At 61.4% G+C, this 19,107-nt stretch carries 17 protein-coding genes and 1 pseudogene; 9 read left to right on the top strand and 9 right to left on the bottom strand.

Annotation, left to right across the window (positions count from 1 at the left end; translation table 11 throughout):
• Positions 1 to 282: 282 nt before the first annotated feature.
• The 3 genes from NKJ08_RS28770 to mprF form a co-directional block, all read right to left on the bottom strand.
• Positions 283 to 696 carry an NAD(P)-binding domain-containing protein gene (locus NKJ08_RS28770; RefSeq protein WP_352784536.1) on the bottom strand — a complete coding sequence of 138 codons (414 nt, stop codon included), beginning with the start codon at positions 694 to 696 and terminating at the stop codon, positions 283 to 285.
• A gap of 337 nt (positions 697 to 1,033) precedes the next feature.
• Positions 1,034 to 2,362 carry a virulence factor family protein gene (locus NKJ08_RS28765; RefSeq protein ID WP_352784534.1) on the bottom strand — a complete coding sequence of 443 codons (1,329 nt, stop codon included), beginning with the start codon at positions 2,360 to 2,362 and terminating at the stop codon, positions 1,034 to 1,036.
• A gap of 23 nt (positions 2,363 to 2,385) precedes the next feature.
• On the bottom strand, positions 2,386 to 5,001 hold the full coding sequence (mprF, locus tag NKJ08_RS28760; RefSeq protein ID WP_352784531.1) for a bifunctional lysylphosphatidylglycerol flippase/synthetase MprF: 2,616 nt from the start codon (positions 4,999 to 5,001) through the stop codon (positions 2,386 to 2,388).
• Positions 5,002 to 5,305: 304 nt separating this feature from the next.
• On the opposite strand from mprF, the gene NKJ08_RS28755 reads away from it, so the two are divergent.
• Positions 5,306 to 5,821, top strand: a complete 516-nt coding sequence (locus NKJ08_RS28755) for a hypothetical protein (protein ID WP_352778353.1) — start codon at positions 5,306 to 5,308, stop codon at positions 5,819 to 5,821.
• Here the strand turns inward: NKJ08_RS28755 and NKJ08_RS28750 are convergent.
• The 3 genes from NKJ08_RS28750 to NKJ08_RS28740 all read right to left on the bottom strand — a co-directional run bounded on the left by NKJ08_RS28750 (position 5,779) and on the right by NKJ08_RS28740 (position 12,517).
• A complete protein-coding gene (locus tag NKJ08_RS28750) occupies positions 5,779 to 11,355 on the bottom strand; it encodes a trifunctional serine/threonine-protein kinase/ATP-binding protein/sensor histidine kinase (protein ID WP_352784528.1) in 5,577 nt (1,858 codons plus the stop codon). The two genes, NKJ08_RS28755 and NKJ08_RS28750, sit on opposite strands and share 43 nt — an antisense overlap.
• A 112-nt stretch (positions 11,356 to 11,467) precedes the next feature.
• Positions 11,468 to 11,809, bottom strand: coding sequence for a catalase-related domain-containing protein (locus tag NKJ08_RS28745; protein ID WP_352784526.1), 342 nt, complete (start codon positions 11,807 to 11,809; stop codon positions 11,468 to 11,470).
• Between the two features lie 492 nt (positions 11,810 to 12,301).
• Positions 12,302 to 12,517: a hypothetical protein gene (locus tag NKJ08_RS28740; protein WP_352780741.1), complete on the bottom strand. Its 216-nt coding sequence runs from the start codon at positions 12,515 to 12,517 to the stop codon at positions 12,302 to 12,304.
• A 186-nt stretch (positions 12,518 to 12,703) separates the two neighbouring features.
• Here NKJ08_RS28740 and NKJ08_RS28735 point away from each other — a divergent pair, with 186 nt between their 5' ends.
• The 8 genes and pseudogenes from NKJ08_RS28735 to NKJ08_RS28700 form a co-directional block, all read left to right on the top strand.
• Positions 12,704 to 13,057 (top strand): hypothetical protein, encoded by a 354-nt coding sequence (locus NKJ08_RS28735; RefSeq protein WP_352532500.1) that lies wholly within the window; start codon positions 12,704 to 12,706, stop codon positions 13,055 to 13,057.
• Between the two features lie 42 nt (positions 13,058 to 13,099).
• Positions 13,100 to 13,669, top strand: a complete 570-nt coding sequence (locus NKJ08_RS28730; protein WP_352532502.1) for a MotA/TolQ/ExbB proton channel family protein — start codon at positions 13,100 to 13,102, stop codon at positions 13,667 to 13,669.
• Entirely contained in the window at positions 13,662 to 14,249 is a 588-nt protein-coding gene (locus NKJ08_RS28725) for a DUF2135 domain-containing protein (protein ID WP_352784523.1), read from the top strand. Before NKJ08_RS28730 ends, NKJ08_RS28725 begins: the two co-directional genes overlap by 8 nt.
• Positions 14,246 to 14,743, top strand: coding sequence for a hypothetical protein (locus tag NKJ08_RS28720; RefSeq protein ID WP_352784520.1), 498 nt, complete (start codon positions 14,246 to 14,248; stop codon positions 14,741 to 14,743). Before NKJ08_RS28725 ends, NKJ08_RS28720 begins: the two co-directional genes overlap by 4 nt.
• A 300-nt stretch (positions 14,744 to 15,043) precedes the next feature.
• Positions 15,044 to 15,418, top strand: a complete 375-nt coding sequence (locus NKJ08_RS28715) for a hypothetical protein (protein ID WP_352532507.1) — start codon at positions 15,044 to 15,046, stop codon at positions 15,416 to 15,418.
• Positions 15,419 to 15,564: 146 nt separating this feature from the next.
• On the top strand, positions 15,565 to 16,314 hold the full coding sequence (locus NKJ08_RS28710) for a COG4280 domain-containing protein (RefSeq protein ID WP_352780735.1): 750 nt from the start codon (positions 15,565 to 15,567) through the stop codon (positions 16,312 to 16,314).
• A complete protein-coding gene (locus NKJ08_RS28705; RefSeq protein WP_352532511.1) occupies positions 16,311 to 16,520 on the top strand; it encodes a hypothetical protein in 210 nt (69 codons plus the stop codon). Before NKJ08_RS28710 ends, NKJ08_RS28705 begins: the two co-directional genes overlap by 4 nt.
• Positions 16,521 to 16,577: 57 nt before the next feature.
• Positions 16,578 to 16,971 (top strand): annotated as a pseudogene (locus NKJ08_RS28700) (transposase family protein); the annotation flags it as partial.
• Here NKJ08_RS28700 and NKJ08_RS28695 read toward each other — a convergent pair.
• The 3 genes from NKJ08_RS28695 to NKJ08_RS28685 all read right to left on the bottom strand — a co-directional run.
• The gene (locus NKJ08_RS28695; protein WP_352780743.1) at positions 16,949 to 17,314 is read right to left on the bottom strand and encodes a hypothetical protein; all 366 of its coding nucleotides are present in this window, start codon (positions 17,312 to 17,314) and stop codon (positions 16,949 to 16,951) included. The pseudogene NKJ08_RS28700 and the gene NKJ08_RS28695 overlap by 23 nt on opposite strands.
• A gap of 642 nt (positions 17,315 to 17,956) precedes the next feature.
• Positions 17,957 to 18,781 (bottom strand): 3-methyl-2-oxobutanoate hydroxymethyltransferase, encoded by an 825-nt coding sequence (locus NKJ08_RS28690; RefSeq protein WP_352784515.1) that lies wholly within the window; start codon positions 18,779 to 18,781, stop codon positions 17,957 to 17,959.
• A 136-nt stretch (positions 18,782 to 18,917) separates the two neighbouring features.
• A partial coding sequence (locus tag NKJ08_RS28685) for a TIM barrel protein (protein ID WP_352784512.1) occupies positions 18,918 to 19,107 on the bottom strand: 190 nt, incomplete at its 5' end.

The following is a 19,107-nucleotide window of genomic DNA, read 5'->3' as shown; positions in this document are numbered from 1 at the left end:
GTCGCGATCCGTGCGAGGCCTTGATCCAGGCGCCGTGGCGTGTTCTTCGTGCGGAAGCGTCTATCCGGCGTATGGCCGATCGGACGCGCTAGCCTCGCTGGCGAGCTTTCGATCAAGCCGATTCAGTTAAGCTATTGCTGGTTAGTTCTGAATTATACTTTTCGTTGCAAGACTACGTAGGTTAACTTGCGGGCCGATGCAGCGTTTTTCAAGAAAATTTGATCATCGATTGTGGAAGTGCATCCTCGCTGGAGGCCGTTCCCTTTCGTCCCGCACAGGGCTTCAGTCAACTTTGGCCACGTCAGCTGCTTGATCTGGAATCAAAAGCACGTGGTAGGTTATGCCCTCGCACTGGAGCAGGTAGACGGTCTGATTGGGGGTGGACTCAGCTTCAATGCGCTCCGCTGAGCTTGGATTTTTGCAAGCGAAGCCTTGGCTTCGCACCTGGTCGGCCACGATGGTCGCCACGGTGTCCTGGGCAGTGGCAGTCGCGACAGTACCGGCGAGACAGATCGATATGATAACGCCGGCGCTGGTGGATGGAATCCACAACAATTCTAGATTGCAATCCATTGCAGTCTCCTTGTTATTTTCCGCCGCAAACTGCGACGGCCAACAAACCGTGGCTTCGACCTTGGAATGGGTCCGGTTGTAGACGGTCACATCGTGGCCAGCTTTCAACAGGTTCGCAGCCATCGCCGCGCCAACCGCCCAATCCGACGTTCATTTGCTTGCTCCCCAGGCCGCCTTCCATCATGCTCAGCAGCAAAATACCCGCAGGTTTGTGCAAAGGCTTTGCCGCCTTTGCGGCGGCTGGTCCGTCCTTGCGGTTATCACCCCTTGGGTTCGCAGAGCGTACCCATCGGTGGACGTGGTGCCAGACTGGCGGTCGCGACTGATGTTCAGCGGACTGGGATGAAATCGGCCGGCCTGGTGCGCTGGGGGATCCACGCATTTCAGCGTCACCCGATGCTGCCCGCCCAGTCGCGGTGCCCCGTCAGCGACGGCCGCTGACTGGCGAGCCGGGATTCGGTCAGCGTATCCGTGCGATTATGCGGTTGGCCAGCGCCGCATAGTCATCATCAAAGTGATGTCCGCCGTCCATCATGACGACGTCGGCGCCGCTGCCGGCGAGTTTGGCGCAGACGCTTTCGTCGTCGTCCGCACCGTAAACGCATTGAAGGATCGACGCGGGAATTTTCGCAACGTCGGGAAGTGTCGGGTGCGAAGTGTCTCCGTCCATTCCGAGCCAGCCGCTGACGTCAAGCTCGAACTCCGCCGAAGAACTCAGCGCCAGCAAAGAAATCAGGGAGACGCGATTCCTTTCTGCCGGAGGCAATTGGTTGTAAGCCGCAGGGAGCGCGTCAGCCCCGAACGAATAGCCGATCAATGCTACACGCTGGACCTTCCAGGTCTTGGTGAAGTGCTCAATGATTCTGGTCAGGTCCGCGGCGATCGTCTCGGGCGGCTTGCGCGTCCAGAAATAGCGCAGCGAATCGATCCCGACGGTTGGCACGCCCGCTTGCGAGAGCGCTACTCCCACTTCGCTATCAATGTCGCGCCAGCCTCCGTCACCCGACAACACGATCGCCATGGTGTCGTGACTGGCCACTGCAGGAAGCACGGCCATCGGTAGATCTGCCAACGCATCGCCGGCCGGCGCAGCCGATTGCGTGAGAGCGTGTTCTACAGCAGCAGTCAACGCCATCGTCTCCCCCGCTGCTGTGACATGATCGATCGGAAATCCTTGGGCGATCAAATCGGAGACGTGGGCCTGCCCTGCCGGATCTGCCTTCGGCGTCTGGACGACGGTGATCGGTGCGGGCAGCGTGCCTTCCTGCAGGCCGTAGATCCAGCCCTGCCCGTTCGCGGCCCGAAGGTGAGGAGCATCGCTGCAGAGCTCCTGCGGAAGCGGCAAATCCGCCTTTGGATCGACGGCGACTGCACGTCCGATCGTCGCGTCCGGCGACTGCCCCATGATTGCCATCACCATCGAACCGCCGGCGCCGGTCCCCGCAATGATGGGATTGAGATAGGTCTGCGCGCCAGCAGAGCGTTGGATCAACTGACTTAGCTCTTCGATATCGGAAACGAAATAGACGCAATCGGACTCCGATTGCACTTTGGCAAAGCTCTTGCGCAGATCGATGCCGACCACCAGCGCGCCGGCCGCCGCGAACTCGCGAGCGGTCTGAGCATCACCCACGGTGTACCCGTCCACGCCTGAGAAGAGGAACACTATGCCTTTGGCAGCCTGTTGCGGCTTCACAAGGTCGGCGATCGCCAAGGTATCGGTATCGGGCAGCGGCTCGGGGCGCATCCAGTACACGGTGAAGGCGGTCGCGCCGATGGTCGCTGCCAAGCCGAGGCGAAACCACAGGGGCCTCACTTGGAAATCACTCCGCGAATTCCGCCGCCGATCAGGACCGTGACGTCGGCGATCGCGAGCAATGGACTCAAGCCGCTGGCCACCGCCATGTAGCGGGCCGTCCAGATCGGATCGAATTTGTTCTTGAAGGCACGCAGACCCCGAAAGTTATAGAACGCTTCTCCGTGGTCATAGGCGGCTCTGCCGACGCGGTGCCAGATCGGTGCGGCCGGATTCCCGGAGAGCCCGGCAAGGGGCGCCATGCCCAGCGAAAACCATTTGTACCCCTCTTGCTTGAAATGCATGAGCAGGCGCGCGAAGAGGACTTCCATGCTGCCGTTCGGCGCTTCCGGATCGAAGCGCATGAGATCGACCGTCGCTTCCTGCTTCTCAGCCGTCGTCATGACATTGGCGAAGGCGAGGATGCGGCCCTGCCGCTTCAATACGGCGACTGGCTGAGTGGCGATGTATCCGCGCTCGAAAGCGCCCAGTGAAAAGGCCTTCTCGCGCACCGCGTGCTCGGCGAGCCACGCTGCGGAGACGCGCTCAAGCTCGTCCATCGATTCGCCGATACGGTCGACGGGCAAGAGCTCGAACACGATGCCGTCACGTTCGGCCTTGTTAAGCGCCGTCCGGATCGAGGCGCGCCGGGAACCCTTGAGATCGAAGGACTCCAGCCCGACCCGCGCCTCCTCTCCGAGCTTGAACGCCGAAAGGCCGGCATCGGCGTATATGGAAAGGCTCTCCCCCGGCACTTCGTAGAACACTGCGCGCCCCCCATGCCGCCTCGCCAGCTCGACGAAACGCCAGACCAATTCCGAATGAGCGGCGGGATTGCCGATTGGACCGTACAAGGCAACCCACGAACGCCCTCGTTTGCGGTACATCAGGAAGGCGTCATCATTGCCGGAAAAAAGCAGGCTCTTGTCGCTGGTCCGCACGAGATTGGCATCTGCCAGGGGCTGGTTGTCGATGATCGAGATGGCAGCACGTAGCTCGTCCGCAGTCGGTCGAGCGCTTCGGCCCGCCGGCGCGCGGGTCAGCAGCCAGACAGCTGCGCACCCGGCGCTCAGGCCGACGCCGAGCAGAGCCCGGAGGCTTCGTGGTGCGGTTGCGGTGAATTCGAACTGCCACCATAGCTCATGCGAATAGCCGACGTCCTTGTACACGAAGAACAATATCGCCAGGGCGAGCGCGAGGATGGTGCCGACGCAAAGCCACCATCCGGGAGACAGCCTATCCTCGATGAGCGAGGCGGGCCGGCTGAAGATGTTGCGGGTCAACAAGAGCGTTACGAAAAGGATGGCAAGCAGCACTGCCTCGCCGACCTCAAAGCCCTTGACGAAGGCGAGCACGATCGAGCTCGCCGCAAGCACGACCGTCAGCCACCACGCGCCGTCGAGCCGATGCACGAGCCCACGACCGGCCAGGATCATGAGGAGGCCGAGAATGCTGGCAATGAAGTGACCTGCCTCGACGACCGGAAGCGGAAATGCGGATTGCAGCCAATCCAGCTTCTGGCCGGAAGCGGGCGTGGCACCCGAGAAGACGAGCATCGCACCGAGCACCACGGCAAAGGCCGACAGAACGAGCGGCACCAGTGCTACCGTCCCCCGCGCGAGAGCCGAACTCGCCACTGCTGCGCGCCTGACCTCCGTGACCGCGAGGACGATCACCGCCACCGCCAACGGCATCACATAGTAGATCACGCGGTAGAGAACCAACGCTCCCACCACTCCATCGAGCGACACCGTAGTGCCGAGCGCGCCGAGGATGACTGCCTCGAAAACACCGGCACCGCCAGGTACGTGGCTCAGTATGCCGAGCGCGATTGCCACGGAGTAAATGGACAGCATCGAGGGGAAGTCGATCGCACCAGCAGGAAGCAAGACCCACAAGACAAGCGCCGAAGCAATCAGATCCGAAACTGTCGCGGCGAGTTGCAGAGCCAGCGCTTTCGGACCTGGAAGAGCGACAGTGCGCCCGAAAACTGTCACCTGCTTCGGACCGACCGTCGCTGCGATGAACACCGCGCTGACGAAAAGCAGGATCGCGATAGCGGCCACGCGCACCGCAATCGCCGGCAGGCCGACCAGCGCAGCAAGCTTTGCGTCTGCCATCAGGAGGCCAAGCCCGGTTACGAACAGGAGACCGAAGCCAAATGCCGCCGTGACATATCCGACGATGCGCGAAACGTCCTCCGGCGACACACCGAGAGGCGAATAGAAGCGGTAACGGATCGTTCCGCCGGTCAAGGGACCGAAACCGGCTACGTTACCTACTGCATATGCGCAGAAGCTGGTCAGGGCCACATAGTTGAACGGCACCTTATGCGCCACGAGGGCGAGCGCTTGCCGGTCATAGATCGAGAGGGCAGCAAAGCTGAATGTGGTGAAGAGCAACGAGAGGCCGATATTCAGCCATGAAGTGTCTTGTATCGCAACGATGAGGTCGTCGTAGTTGACGTCGACCAGAATGCGATTGAGTGCCAGCACCGCAAGTGCCACCACGGCAACCACAGCCAGGGCGAGGAAGCGCGGACGGTTGCGCCTCCAGAAACCGCCTTCTTCGACTTCGCTAACGCCTTCGTTGGCGCTTTCCACGTCGATGCCGATCGACCGAAGTTCTTTCAACTCGGCATCCGCGGCTCGAAGCGACGCGGACTTGTCTACTTCGCTCGGTGCCAAGAATGCTTCTTGAGCGTTCATCGAGCGGAACATGCGATGTCTTGCATACATCCGTTGGGCGCGCCACGGCTGAACGCGACGAGCATTCCCGCTTTCGAGCGCGTCCGGTTGTGGGGCGTCACGTCATGAGGGCCTTTCAACAGGTTCGCTGCCCTACCGAGGCCAATGCGTCTTAGTTCGGTGAATCCGAGTCTCATTTCCTTACCTCGCTTCTCGGCATGCAGGGATCAGGAACGGCAGGCTAGCGCGCATGCCGCTGATGCCCCAAGCGTCGCGCCAGCCAAGAGTGCGCTCAAAAAGTCGACCGATCAGGCCCGCCATCAAGGGACATTTGGCGCTTATAAATGCCGGTTTGTCGAAAGGCTTTGTCTCGGTTGCGGCGGCTGGTTTCTTCTTGCGATTATCAGCAGGGGTTCGAATATGTCCGACGGTCGGCCGAGCGCGGGATGCATGGATCAGGATTCTGTTTGTGCGCCGATGCCCTACCCCGCTCCGATTTGCGGTCGCCATGGCCAATCACGAAAATGTCCGGGCAACCGGAATTGGTGCGGATTGTTTGCCCGCGGAGCTTCAGCTTCGTCGCACCAACAAGGTCCACGATATGGGACCTTTGACCTTCGCCAAAGAGCTAGAAAGTGCTGCAGAGTCGAAAGTCTCCGTGCGCAGGTCGATCGTAAGGGAAAGCTTCCCGCAGAATAAAGTCTCATTGGACGATGACGACAATCAGTTCCTCGCCGCCGGCGCCCTCGCCATCTGCGTCGGCTGAGTCACGGGCAGACCCTCGTGATGCGATTGCAAGGCAAACTGAAACGTAGCGCCCGGCCCCTCATTGCGCGACGTCCACAACGTGCCGCCGTTGTCCTCGATGATTGAGCGGCAGATCGACAGCCCCATGCCCATTCCGCTGGGCTTGGTCGTGAAGAAGGCGTTGAAGAGCTTGTTCACGTTCTCGGGCTCGATGCCAACGCCCGAGTCTTCGACCGCGACAAGCACCTGGCCGCTATTGTCCAGTTGCGACCGGACCACCAGCTCGCGTGGCCGGTCGGTCACGGACGCCATGGCCTCCATGCCGTTGACGATCAAATTGATGATCACCTGCTGCAGTTGCACGCGGTCACCGAGCACGGCCGGCAGCGTCGGCGCCAGGTCCAGGTGCAGCGACGCCCGATGGCTGATCACCTCCTGCTGCACCAGCGGGATCACCTCGCTGATCGCATCGTTGATGTTCAGCGCTACCTTCTGGGTTTCGGTCTTCCTGGAAAGCGCGCGAAGTCGCTGGATGATTTCGCCTGCCCGCTTGCCATTGTTGATCATGTCACCAAGAGCCTCGCGCACCTCGGCCAGGTCCGGTACCTCACGGTCGAGCCATTGCAGGCACACCTCGCCATTGGTGACGATGGCGGCGAGCGGCTGGTTGACTTCATGGGCGATCGAGGCGGTCAGCTCGCCCAAGGTTGTCACGCGCGTGACATGCGCCAACTCCATCTGCGATTGCCGCAGCGCCTCCTCGGCCTGTTTGGTTGCAGTGACGTCCGTCACCGCGCCAACAAACTCGATGTTGCCCGATGCGTCCTTTACCGCGTGAGCCACGGCGTGGACATACCTCAATGAGCCATCCGGCATCAGCAATCGATATTCATGATCGAAATCCTTCCCGTCTCTGGCCGCCCGGTCGACGGTCTGTTGCACGGAAGCACGATCGTTCGGATGGGTACGCTGAACGACCATGTCGATGGTGGCCGAAGGAGCCTTGTCATATCCAAAGATCCTGAATGTCTCATCCGACCAGATGATCTTGCCGGTGGCGATGCTCCAGCCGAAGCTGCCGGTGCGGCTCAATCTCTGCGCTTCGGTCAGATAGGCCTGGCTCCGCCGCAGGGCATCTTCGGCGCGCTCGCGTTCGGTGTTTTCCCGTTGCACTTCAAAATAGAGGCGGGCATTTACCAACGAAATCGCGGCCTGCGAGGCCAGCAATTCCAGCACCGCCACCCGGCTCGACGTGAAGGCGTACGGCGTCAGGTTGTTCTCAAGATAGAGTACGCCGACAAGCTTCGTTTGTTTGACGACGGGCAGGCAGAGGACGGACCTGGGGTGCTTTTGCCGGACGTACTCGTCGTCCGAATACAAGTTGCTGACCGAAGCGTCATCAAGGACCACGCTCTCCCGTGTCCGGATCACGTAGTGAAGCGCGGATCGGGGGAGTGCCAACGGATTTACGGCCATCTCTCGAACAGAGACCTCGATTCTGCCGTGGCTGGTGATAGCCTCCGCCACGATCTGCGGCTCGCCGCCCCTCAGTAGAATGAGCAGGCCACGCTCGGCGCCTGCATGCTCGAGCGCAATCGTCATCAGGGTTTCAATGAGCTTGCCCAGGACGATCTCGCCGGACACCGCTTGCGAGGCCTTGACGACCGTACCGACGTCCAGCTGCTCGATGGGGGCGCCAAAGGTGGCGGTGGGAGGCTGCCGAGCCGATTCCTCGCGGAGGTGCGGGTGCAATCGCTCGAGCCGCTGTACCTTGCCCTCGGCACCCCAGCGGAGATAGCAGTACCTTGCGTTCCGCAGATAGGCGTGGGCTATCGTCTCCAAGCCGCGCGCCGCGCAAAACCGCGCGGCGAGCTCGTGGGCCAGCCCCTCGTTCTGCACGAAACCGTTCTCCCGAGCCGATTGAATCGCCTGCTCGTACAAGCGCATCGCATCGGCGTCTCGCCCTTCCAGGCGCGCAATCTCTGCGCCTACCAGTGCCGCGCGGTTTGCGAAGGTTTCCGAACAGTTCTTCGCCCAAAGCGCAATCTGCTTGTCGTGAGCTACCAACGCCTCCAGATGCTGTTGCCGCTCCTCGGCTGAGGTCGTATCGCAACGCGCCGCCCGAGCAAGTGCCCCGTAGAAATGGTATTCAGCCAATTCGAATTGAGTCGGCGCCGTCCAAAGCAGCGGCGCAACTTTCGATGCAGCCGCGACAGCGGATGTGCCGTCGCCGGCATAGACGCACGCTTGCAGCTTGCGAATCCAGTACCAGCAAGCGCCAATGGCCAACCCCGGATTGTTCTCCAGACGTTGCTCGAAGCGGCCCTCGTCGAACTCCGCGTCATTGAAGGAGGTAAACTCTGGTGTCAGACCACGGAGCATCCGGACGAGCCTGAGTTGCCCGGTGATGCAGTCGCCGGCCAGACCGAACCGCACCTTGCGCGCGAATTCGAGCCCATTCTCGGCCTCTCGCTCGACCTCACCCAGCGGATCTCCAGAAGCGAAACGATTCGTGATCACGTCGATGCAGCTATATGCTGCATAAGTAAGGTCGCCGGCATTCTGCGCCGCGTCGAAGGCGCGTCGCAGGAAGACGCGGCAGATCGTCAACTGCTGCGTCCAGTGCGCGACGTGGACAGCGAAGACCAGATAGACGCGGGCACTGAGGCGATCGAGCCCACGCTTCTCGACCAGATCCAAACCAAGCCTGCCGAAGCGAAACCCTGCCCGGTAATCTCCGAAGTACGTGCCGAGGATACCGCCCAGCCACGCATAGGCGAGGCATGATCCGTCGCTGTTGCCATGCTCCAAGCTGAGGGCCGCCATCCGACCGACGACGAGGCGAAAAAGATTCAAGTCGGTGAACAAGGCCGGCGACGTGAGGACCGTAAGCACGTCCATGGTTGCGCGCCGATCCGGATCGCTCATCAGCGGCAGGTCAAGCAGTGCTTCGATCGAGCCAGACCCGAGCCGCTGCCACAATCGGTCATAGGACTGGCGGACGTCTTCCGCCGTCGCGTGCCGCGACCACTGGGCGTCAACCCGCTGGAGATAGTCCAGGCCTACGGCCACGGCGCTGTCGCTCTGGTCCATGTTCGTGTAGAGATTGATACGCACGCAGGTGACAGCAGCAGAGTCAACAGTTGTCCGTGCGCGCGTTGACACCACCGAGAGACGTTCTTCCGCTGAGGCCAACTCTCCGGATAGATACTCGCACTCAGCCCAGTTGAGTTCGAGGTCGAACGTGAGCCGGTAGCACCGTTCCCATTCGTTCTCCACCACCAGAGCGCGGCCGGCGGCAAAATACTGCAGCGCTGAGGCATAGGCGGTTGCCGCCTTGGCACGTTTGCCCGCCATGAGGTTGAGCTCGGCGACCTGCTCGCGCTCCTCCGGCACGGTAATCAGCGCCGCGCCGCGGTCGAACTGGTTGACGATGTCGAAGATGCTGTCTTCCGGCTCTTCCGACGTGGTCCGCGCCGCGAGCAATCGGCCAATCCGAAGATGCGCCATAGCACGCTCGCCTTTGCCTATGAGCGCATAAGCCGCCTCCTGGATACGGTCGTGGAGAAATGTGTAGGTACTGCCCGATCGGAGGACGAGGCCGGCGTGGACCGCTTCCCAGAGTGCCGCGTGCATCGCTTCCTCGGTCCCCCCGTGCACCAGAGCGAGCGTAGGCGACTCGGCGACGTTCCCCAGACAGGCCAGCTGTCCTAATGCCTTCTGAGTCGCATGGGGCAGACGGCTCAGCTTCGCGGCCATGAGATCCGCGACGTTATCGGTGAAGCCTTTGGCGCTGATGCGCGGCAGGTCCCACGTCCAGGCCTCCGTGCCGGGATCGAACGCTAGCAGCGCCTCCTCCGCCAGGGCCATCAAGAATTGGATCGTAAAGAACGGATTGCCATCGGTCTTCTCGAACACCAGCGCGGCCAAGGAGCGCGCGCGCCCAGGCTCGATGTGCAGCGCATCCGCAAGCAGCCGCTCCACATCGTCCGGCATGAGGGAAGCAAGCAGAATCTCCTGCACCCGCCCCCCGGCTCCGCGGATCGTCGCCAGCATCCGTGCGAGCGGGTGAGAGGGACTGACCTCATTGTCCCGGTAGGCGCCGACCAGCAGCAGGTGCCGCACCTCCGGGTGCGTGACAAGATGTTCGATCAAATCAAGGGTCGCGGTGTCCAGCCATTGCAGATCATCGAGGAACAGCGCGAGCGGGTGCTCTGGCCTGGCAAACACGCCGAGGAACCGCCGGAACACCAACTGAAACCGATTTTGCCGGTCCTGCGGCGGCAGTTCGGGAACTGGCGATTGCTCACCGATAATGAGAGCAAGCTCCGGGATAAGATTGACCATCAGTTGGCCGTTCGGGCCAAGCGCGTCCAGCAACGCGGAGCGCCATCGGCTCATCTCTACGTCGCTCTTGCTGAGGATCTGATCGACAAGGCCCTGGAAGGCCTGGGCCAGCGTCGCATAAGGGATATTTCGCTTGTACTGGTCGAACTTGCCGGCGGCAAACAGACCGCGCGATGGGACTAGTTGCTTGTGCAGCTCATTGACGAGCGAGGACTTTCCTATGCCGGCGTGGCCGGACACTAGCACGAGTTCTGTCGCGCCGCGGGTCATGACCCGATCGAACGCGACGACGAGCGTATCGATCTCGGCTCCGCGTCCATACAGCTTTTCCGGGATCAGCAGCCGGTCCGACGCGTCCTGGGCACCCAGCGGGAACGCGTCGATCCGGCGATGCGCCTCCCATGCGGAGAGACACCGCCGGAGATCGGCCTCGACGCCCGCGGCGGTCTGGTAGCGATCCTCGGCGGTCTTGGCCAGCAGCTTCATCACGATCGCCGCGAGTGGCCTCGGGATGCCCGCGACCCGCTCGTCGGGTGGCACCGGTTGCCGGGCGATGTGGCAGTGCACCCACTCCATCGGATCGGCTGCGGTGAACGGCAATGTCCCGGTGAGCATCTCGTAGAAGGTGATACCGAGTGAATAAAGATCGCTGCGGGCATCGATCGAGCGGTTCATCCGGCCGGTCTGTTCCGGCGCCATGTAGGCAAGCGTGCCGGCAATGATTTCCGGAGGTGCGGGTGCCTGGCGCTCGCGCGGCAGACGCGAGGCGATGCCGAAGCCGGTGAGCCAGACGCCGCCGCTTTCCAAGTCCACCAGGATGTTGGCCGGCTTGAGGTTCTTGTGAATCAGCCCGCGTATGTGCATCTGGCCGATTGCGGCCGCAAGCGGGATCGCGATGCGCAGAAACTGCGTCACATCCATGGGGTGACCGAGCAGCTGATCGAGCGGCTCGCCGCCGGGATCCTCGAGCACCAACGCCATGTGGCCGTCGTGGCGGGACAAGTCTATCGGCCGGACAGCCCAGTCGGGGTTCAGTTCGGCCTTGAGGTCATGTTCATGCTCTAGCCGGTTGATCGACTCACGCGACGGGTATTGCCCGATAGGCTCGACCAGCAGGATCGGGTCCAAGCCGTCGCCCGACCCGCGGTAGAGTGTGAACTCGCCTCCCCGCAACGCCGAGAATACATAGCCCGAAAGGTCCGTCACCAGGGCCTCCTCTCAGCCCCGTTGTCAGGGCCCTCCCTGACTCGTTTTATGATTGACCTCATTGCCGATGGCGGCAGGCTGGCATGAGCGCACGCACAGTTCCTCTTGTTCTTCAAATCCTATGCGATCTTCCGGTCAGAGTCAGCGGCTTTCCAGCGGCCAGGTGAACCCGCGTAGTCGCGACGCCGTCGCCATATTGGAGATCGCCCTTTGCGCAGTTCGCGATCTGATGCACCTGGATTTGCATCGCCGCCCCGCCGACAGCGCGAACTGTATTGTCGAACAGCGTGTGCCATTGGTCCGGGCTCATCTTTCCGAACAAGTCGCTGGGCTGCCTATAGTGATCGTCGTCAACGCATGATCCCGGTACGCCGGTCCAGATGGTTTTGATATTGGAGTGGGAGATTCCATGGCCGCGCAGGAAGGCGCGGGCCACGTCGGCGCCAGCGAACACTCGCTCGCGCTGCGGTGCTGATGGGTGAGTCCCGTGTCGTGGAACATCGCGCCCCCGTAGAAAGCTCAGGATCGAAGCTCAATCCGCGGCGCTTCCCGGCAAGAACGCCGAAATAATAGATGCCCCTGGAATGATGAAATAGCGACGGCGACTCGGTGTCGCGCACCAACTTAATGATTTTGCGGGCGATCTTACTGTCGTGCACGGTGGCGCCGTGGATGGACGAGTTCAAGACTTTCTGCTTTTTTCTCGTCAGCACCCTGAACTGCTCGTTGCAGACACCCAGATTGTATTCATCGAGCCAGGCGCCGCTTATCGAAGATTGCTCCTTTTGTGCTCCTCTTGCGGTTCTATGCATGAGCACATGGGAAATGCCTGTCCTTCGCAAGTGTCAGGAAAGCATACGAAGCCGATGAACTGAGCCGACGAGCGGGGCGCCGTGCGGGTTGCCCTGCCGGGCTTTACCAGTGGTCTAGATCATCACAAAGGTCCTCAAACTCGAAACGAGACCGCCATCGACTGGATGCAGGTGCCGCCGAAGAAGGTAAACGCCCGGTCCTGGGCGTCGAACACCACCTGCTGCGTCTCACGCGGATCGGCTCTGACGAACATCATGCGGCCGCAGAAGAGCCGGACGGCGGCGACAGCTGCCGTCGCTTTCGCTTCAGGACACCCCTGCCTTCCGGCAGAATCGCTGATCTCGCTCATACCAAGGTTTGAGTTTCCCAGACTGAACAGATAACCGAGTAAACCCTGGTAGAATGGAAGGCACCCGGCACCTGCAGTAGTCTGCAAATCTGTAGCTGGTGCGAACAAGTACACCCTTGGCACGAAGGTTGAAATCGACTGCAGGCTCGCTGAGAGGCCAGCCTTCGTCCAAATTCGGAGGTCCCGATGTCCAACCAAGTTCAGGTTAAATCACGTTTTGAGTTGACGCATATCAAAATGACGGGCGCAGCAGTCATGCTGGTCGCCATGTCCGCCATACCGGTGAAGGCGGAGACCGGATCGCCTCCTTGCGCCCCGCGGCCAGAACTCCTGAAACAACTTTCCAAACGATTCAATGAAGCGCCCTCTGCCCTCGGTTTGGCCAAAGACGGCTCAGTCATTGAAGTGCTGACCAGTGACGACGGCTCGACATGGACGATCATGATCAGCAGGCCGAACGGCTCAAGCTGCCTCGTCGCGGTCGGCGAAGGCTGGGAAGAATTGAAGCGTGTCGGCGCCAAGGGCGAGCGCGGCGCCTGATCGTCTGCATCACGTGTGGGTCGCAAAAGAAGGAACGCCAAGATGGTTGATATCTATTCCCGCGAAAGCGCACCGCGGCAGAAGTCGTGGCCCGGTGCGATTGCTCAGAAGCTATGGCCAGAGCAGGCAGCTGACCTGGGATCGCACCCCATTGCCCGCAGGCTGCCGGGAACTCACTCCGACCACGGCGCTCCAAAGGCATTTCTGTCGCGGTTCATCGTTCTTCAGGCGATCGGCGCCGCTGGAATCGTCGGGCTTTGGGTCGTCGGTATTGCCGGCAAACCCTTCGCCGGCAACAACGCGTTCCTATGCTGGTTGATCGCAGCCATCGGTGCCCTGGGCATTTTGTGCGTCTTCTTCCGGCGCTGGCGCGATGTCGATTGGCTGGCGACCCATGTGGTGCGGATCGGGCTGCTCGGAACCGTGGTTGGGCTCATCGTCGCCTTCTCTGCGGCACGCGCCGGCGGCTCGGCTGACCCCAATGCGATCCGCCCGATGATCGCGTCGGTCATCGACGGCATGTATGTCGCGCTCTATGCGACGCTGCTCGGCATAGCCACGAACCTGTGGCTAAAGATCAACCTTCGTCTGCTGGGTAACGTCGATGGATGAGGAAACTCTCATCGTCTGGCTCGACACCGCTCTCCTGATGCTCGGCGGCTTCGTCCTCATGACCGTGCTCATGATGACGGTGATGAACCCGCCTGCCAAGGCGAGTGAAACCGATGGCGTCACGGCGCCGGGAAACGTCACCGTCGAGACGCAGTGGCCCGACAAGCTCGACGCCGATGTCGATCTGTGGGTCCAGGCGCCCGGCGATGTGCCGGTCGGCTACTCCAACAAGAGCGGCAAGGTGTTCGATCTGCTGCGCGACGACCTCGGCATGGCGCAGGACATGACCGACTCCAACCACGAAGTGGCCTATTCCAGGGGCGCGCCCGCGGGCGAATACATCGTCAATGTTCACATGTATCGCGGCGTCAACGTCACATATCCCGTCCCGGTGAAGATAAGCGTCAATGTAAAGCGCGATGCCAAGTCGTCAGCGCCGGTGGCCACAACGACGGTCCAGCTACGCAAGCCCAACCAGGAGCTTACCGCCTTGAGATTCCGGCTCGATTCGACTGGCCAACTGGTGCCGGGCAGCATCAACAGCATCTTCAAACCCTTACGCGTGGCGGCCACCCAATGATGATCGCTCCCGGCATCTTCGCCCTGCTGCTCGGCGCGTTCATCTTCGTCGTCCTGCCGCATGCGGGTTTTGCCCGCCGCACCCTCTCGGTCGGCATTTTCCTGGCGCTGATCACTGTCGTCTATGTCGGCGCGAGCGAGCTTCTTGGCCGTCCCAAGCCGCTCGGGCTCGAGTGGCGTGACACGGCAAAAGCCCAGGTGGTGGGCGCCGTCCCGGTTGAGAACGAAGCCATCTACGTATGGCTCACCACGCCCGGCTCGACTGAGCCGCGCTCATATGTGCTGCCATGGAGCCAGCAAGCCGCGCAACAATTGCAAGATGCGATGGGCAAGGCGGAAGCCGACGGCACCGGGGTCGAGATGAAGATGCAGACCGCTGACGCCGGTCTCGATACACGCGAGCCGATGTTCTACGCACGGCCGCAACCGGCCCTGCCGGCAAAGGACTACCAAAGCGGCGTTCGCCCCCTCGTCTATACACAGCCGGGGTCATAGCCGAGTTTTCGCTTCGTGTCCCCCTCCTGCAGCTTGGGAGGATGGCGCCGTGGCTCATTTCTGTCCGCCGAAAAGCGCCGCGACGGTGCCCAGCAGGGCGCCCTGATGCATACAACAAGGCATGAACGACAATCCTTTTGATGATTAAAATCTGCCGCGGCGCATTCCTAGCTGTGTTGTGGGCCGAGAACCGCCGGCGATGAACCACTCATCGCGACGCGACGGAACCGGACGGCCCGCAGATGGAACGCGAGGCGAAGCAATCGCCCGCTTTCCCCATTAAGAAAAGGAGGCGCAATCATGCGCTCTTTCAGGACTCTCAAGGCAGCAACCCTGACCACCCTTCTCATCGCTATTCCGCTCGCCAGCGCCTATGCCAACGAGACGCCGACCTCGATTGTCGATCAGGCGCAGGGTTTGGACCAAGGCATCGCTGACGCAAGGCAGCAGAACACGATCACGCCGACCGAGGCGCAAAGGCTGCACATGCGGGCAGTCCATATCACCCAGGCCGCCGAAAGAACGGCCGCCGAGAACCGTGGCAAGATACCGGCTGCCCAATCTCAGCAGTTGCTGCGCCGGCTCGATAGTCTCGACCAGACGCTCCTTGTCGATACCGGCAGTGGCTTCGCCATCAACGACGACAATTCCGACAACGGAAATTATCCTAACTGAAGTCTCCAGAGCCAGCGGGCCGCAGCCGTGCGGCTCGATTGGCCCGAGGCGCCACCGGTCGCTGCTTCGCTTGCGTTTCCCCTGCCACCGAGCGCTGTATGGTCCGGACCGCATAGCCGCAATAGATTGAAAATACAGGATGCCTCATGCACAGTCTCACTCCCATCCTTTCGACCATCACCACCGCCTTTCTCGCTTCTTTCGTGGAGGTCGTCGAAGCCTTCACCATCGTGCTTGCGGTGGGGGTGACGCGCAGCTGGCGGCCGGCGCTGACCGGCGCAGCGCTGGCGCTGGCGGTTCTGGCCGCACTGGTGCTGGCGTTCGGACCACTGCTGGCGCTCGTTCCCATAGAAACCTTGCAATTCGTGGTCGGTGTCCTGTTGATCCTGTTCGGCATGCGGTGGCTGCGAAAGGCTATTCTGCGCAGCACCGGCATCATCGCGCTGCATGACGAGGAGGCGGCCTTCTCGAAGGAGACCGCTGCCCTGCACCGGCAGGCCAATGACCGGCGGGCCGACTATCTGGCCGGGGTGGCGGCGTTCAAGGCGGTGCTGCTCGAAGGCGTCGAGGTGGTGTTCATCGTCATTGCGGTAGGTGCCGCGCATGGGCAAACGCTTTACGCCAGCCTGGGCGCCTTGGCGGCGTTCGTGCTGGTGACGCTGATAGGCCTGGCCGTGCACCGGCCGCTGGCGCGCGTGCCGGAAAATGCGCTCAAATTCGTGGTCGGGCTGATGCTGACCAGCTTCGGCATCTTCTGGACCGGCGAAGGCATCGGTGCCGACTGGCCGGGCGCGGATCTCGCCCTTCTCGCCATCTTCGCTATCGTTGCGCTTGCGTCCTACACCATCGTCCGCTGGCTGCGCAGCGCCTATCCCGCCGGAGGGCTCGCCCGATGAACATTGTCCGTCTTGTCATAAGGGAATTCGTCGGCATGTTCATCGACGACGGCAATCTGGCGTTGCTCGCGCTGATCCTGATTGCAGCGGTGACGGCGGCGGTAGAGTTTCTCGCAATGCCGCCATTGCCTGGCGGCATCCTCCTCCTGGTGGGCTGCCTCGTCATCCTGGTTCACAGCGTCCGCCGCGCGGCGCGGGGGCGCTAGGTGTTTGATCCCGAGCTTTGATGGTGCATTCTTTTCGTCCGAATCGAAGGAGGCACCATGGGCCAGGTTCTACACGGCAGCGCCACGACGACAGAGGCAGTCCGTCGAGCAATACAAAATAGTCAAGAGAGCCTGAGAGCGCTGGCCAAGCGCTACGGGATCAACCAGAAGACGGTCATCAAGTGGAAGGGGCCGACGTCGGTCGCCGATGTGCCGACGGGGCCGAGGAATCCCTCCTCGACGGTGCTCACGATCGAGGAGGAGGCGGTGATCGTCGCCTTCCGGCGGCACACCTTGCTGCCGCTTGACGATTGCCTCTACGCGCTGCAGCCAACGATTCCAACCCTGACGTGCTCATCGCTGCCTGCAACGTCATGGGATCAGTCGCTTGCCGGAAGTCGAAGGCGATAAGCCGGCCAAGATGAAGTTCAAGACCTATCCGATCGGCTATTCGGCCCAGAGCACCTGCGCTCAATCGGCGACACCGAATTCGCCGTAGGGCAGGCAGCAATGGTGCTTGCGGCAAATACACGGATTGCCGAGCGGCGGCAGGGATAATCGCTTTTGTCGATCTGTCGCAAGGCGATCGAACGGTCGAAGCCATCGCTGCCCATCGTGAAGCGGCGAACGGGCGGCTCGTGGGGGTCCGGCAACGCGGCAAGTGGGATGCTGACCCGGCGGTCAATGGCGGTGTAGGGGTAAGCACACCAGAACGCTATCTTGATCCAGCCTTTGGTGAAGGCATCGACGCCCTGACCCGAGCCCGCCTCGCCTTTGATGCCAGCATCTTTCATACACAGTTGCGCGAAGTTGCCACCTTGGCCCGGGCCAGTTATCCTGCGAGGGCGTTATCGGGGGCAAGACGTGCGCCTTTCCCTGCACCACAAGGCAGCGCCGATTTCGCGCCTTTGCACCTTTGACGAACCTGCTGGACGTCGGAGATATTGGCAGTCGCCGCTACCTGAAAGCATGTATTGCTGCACGAACGGCCCTACTGGCCTCGATCGGGATGACTGAAATTGGCCGAAAGCAGAAAGTCTGCCTTCAGCATGATTGGGTTACAGACCTTTGCACCCAGCGTAATCTCGACCAGCTTGCGCGTTAGCTCGGTTATGTCTGGTTCCGTCGACTTAGGAAATGACTGCGGAAGCAATTCTGCATTTCCTTGAACGACCTAAAGCCGAGGCGCGGCGCGAGGCGGGATAGGGTTGGCGGGGAAACTTGGCACCGGCGCGCGATCGCGACGGCATTCTCGAAAGCCACATAATCCGGCTCCGCAAACATCACGCGGGCGACAGCTTCCAACTTCGCCGGAAGTATGAGTTCCCTCTTCGCAATCAGCATTTTGATTTCGTCGAGCGTTGGCGTCGCACTGTTGCCAGCTACGAACTGTCTACCGCCCGGTGAGAGATCACTTAGCCCCATACTCATGGTGGTCATCGTTTGGCCGCTTGCATGAACGTGTCGAACTCGGCATCCCCAATCGGAACGGTATGCTCGTCACCGGGATACCTACCGGAATCGACGTCTGTCTTGTATTCTCTAAAGGCGGCCACGCGCTCGTCCTGAATCTTCTGCAGTTCAGGGCCAAGGTTTCGGTAAACCTTTCCGTGTCGCGGCTTGTGGTTCTTGCCGTAGCCGCAGACATCTTCCGTGAAGAGATACTGCGCATCCGCATACTGGCCGGCACCCATGCCAAGCATGACCAGCGACGAGTTTTCGGTCAGGAATTTCGCCACCCGGTCGGGCACGACTTCCAGTTCCGCCCCGAAGACACCGATCTCCTCGAGTTTCTGGGTGTGCCGCCAGAGGCGGATCGCTTCTTCCGCGCTCTTTCCGACTGCGCGCCAACCCGTCCAGGTGATGTACGAAGGGATCAGGCCGATATGTCCGACGACAGGGAGGTGGTTGTCGCAGAGCGCCTTCTGGATGTCGTAGGACGCGGAGCAGTAGAAGGCGTCGCCACCAATGCCAGCAAAGTGGAAAGCCGCACGCAGATAGTCCTCTGCCGTAGCGAGCGGACGGCCAGCAAAGCTGCCCCAGCCGCCGTAAGGCAGACCGACCTGAACGAAACAGTCGCCGGCTGCCTGTCGCATTTCCTGGTCAAAGTATCGGCCCTCGATGGAGAGCATGTGAATGCCTGCCGCGGCAGCGGCGGCTGCCTCGTCGGGCGTGCTGACGAAGAGCATGGATATCTTCTGTCCATTCCTCTTCATCTTTCGGATATCCTCGACATGAGGGCGCTTCTGATACATGGCCATAATCAGCCTCCACTGCAGGTCAGGTGAACTTGAAAGGAATCTGCGAGCGGCGCTCGATCGGAAAGCATGGTCGGACAGGGGCGCCCTTGATTATGACGCCCGCCCCGCATCGCGCCGATGAGCATCTCCGCATGGCTCACACGGTAAAAGCCCGCCGGAAAGCCACCAGCGCTGCCTCCGGATCGTTTTGGGCAAAGGCTTCCAGACCCACCGGCCCGCGATACCCCATGACGAACAGAGCTCTCGCGATGTTGGGCCAGTTCATCTCGCCTGTTCCCGGCTCGCAACGACCCGGATTATCGGCCACCTGCACCTCGCCGATGAAG

The organism is Mesorhizobium sp. M0244, from assembly GCF_040321795.1.
GTDB lineage: Bacteria > Pseudomonadota > Alphaproteobacteria > Rhizobiales > Rhizobiaceae > Mesorhizobium.
Note: the sequence above shows the minus strand (reverse complement) of the source record. Positions and strands in the feature narration are given on the sequence as shown.